Annotated in this window: 2 protein-coding genes; both read left to right on the forward strand. The window is 77.7% G+C overall.

Translation table 11 applies throughout. The annotated features are described in order from the left end of the window. Positions 1 to 649: ADP-dependent NAD(P)H-hydrate dehydratase (locus ACXJKL_RS20540; protein WP_457208847.1), on the forward strand; the 649-nt coding region annotated here is incomplete at its 5' end. 33 nt (positions 650 to 682) lie between these two features. Next, on the forward strand, positions 683 to 1701 hold a 1019-nt coding region (gene alr / locus ACXJKL_RS20545), incomplete at its 3' end, for an alanine racemase (protein WP_457208848.1).

A 1701-nucleotide genomic window follows, 5' to 3' on the forward strand; every position in this document is an offset into this window, starting at 1 on the left:
GTACCCGGGGGCGGCGCTCCTCTGCGTGGCCGGCGCCGGCAGCGGGCTCGTCGGCATGGTCCGCTACGTCGGCAGCGCCGCCGACCAGGTCCGCGCCTCGCACCCGGAGGTGGTCGGCGACGGCCGCGTCCAGGCCTGGGTCGTGGGTCCCGGGGGCGGGGACGAGGCCGGCGCCCAGCTGGCCGCTGCCCTCGAGGACGGCGTCCCCGTGCTCGTCGACGCCGACGGGCTCACGCACGTGCGTCCCGGGCAGGCGGCGGTGCTCACCCCGCACGCTGGCGAGCTGGCCCGGATGCTGGAGACCGGGCGGGAGGCCGTCGAGGCCCGGCCCCTCGCCCACGCCCGTCTCGCCGCCGAGCGGTACGACGCGGTGCTGCTGCTCAAGGGCCGGCACACGCTGGTCGTGGCGCCCGACGGCCGGGCCCGGGTCACGACGACCGGCCTCCCCTGGCTGGCCACCGCGGGTGCGGGCGACGTCCTGTCGGGCCTGATCGGCGCCCTGCTGGCCGCCGGTCTCGATCCGTGGGACGCCGCGTCGGTCGGATCCTGGCTGCACGGGGCCGCGGCGACGCTGGCCTCGGGGGGCGGACCGGTGGTGGCCGGCGACGTCGCGGCCGCGCTGCCGGCGGTCGTGCGGTCCCTGCGGTGACCGGTGCCGCCTGACGGATGGAAGAATCGGGCCATGCCCCCCCGCGCCGAGATCGTCGTCGACCTCGCCGCGATCCGTCACAACGTGCGCACGCTCCGCGAGCTGGTGGGTCCGGACGTCGCCATGATGACTGTCGTCAAGGCCGAGGGCTACGGCCACGGGATGGTCCCGGCAGGTCGCGCGGCCCGCGCCGCCGGCGCCGAGTGGCTGGGCGTGGCGACCATCGACGAGGCGCTGACGCTGCGGGCGGCCGGCGACACCGGGCGCATCCTGTGCTGGCTGACGGTGCCGGGCGAGGACTACGCCGCCGCGGCGGCTGCGGGCCTCGACGTCACGGCGTACTCCGTGGCCGAGCTCGACGAGATGGTCCCCGCCGGCGTCACCCGGGTGCAGCTCAAGGTCGACACCGGGCTCTCGCGCGGGGGCGCGGCCCGGGCCGACTGGCCGGCCCTCTTCGCGCACGCCGCCGCCCTCGAGGGGGAGGGCCGCACCCGGGTCACCGGCATCTGGTCGCACCTCGCCGCCAGCGACGAGCCCGACCACCCGGCCAACGCCGCCCAGGAGGAGGCGTTCCGCGAGGCCCTCGCCCTCGCCGAGGACGCCGGACTGCACCCGGAGGTGCGCCACCTCGCCAACTCCGCGGCCGCGATCCTGCGACCCGGTGCCCGCTACGACCTGGTGCGCTGCGGCATCGCGTCGTACGGACTGGATCCCGCGCCTGGCGTGACCCCCGACCTCGGCCTGCGGCCCGCGATGACCGTCCGCGCCGACCTCGCGCTCGTCAAGCGGATCACCGCCGGCGACGGCGTCTCCTACGGCCACGCCTGGGTCGCGGACCGCGACACGACCGTCGGCGTCGTCCCCGTCGGGTACGGCGAGGGCGTCCCACGCGCCGCCGGCAACCGGGTCGAGGTCTGGGCCGGAGGGGCACGGCGCCCGGTCCGGGGCCGCGTCTGCATGGACCAGGTCGTCGTCGACCTGGGCGACGACGAGCTCCTGCCGGGCGACGACGTCGTCCTCTTCGGCCCCGGCGACCGGGGTGAGCCCACGGC

This window comes from Nocardioides sp. P5_C9_2, assembly GCF_054049555.1.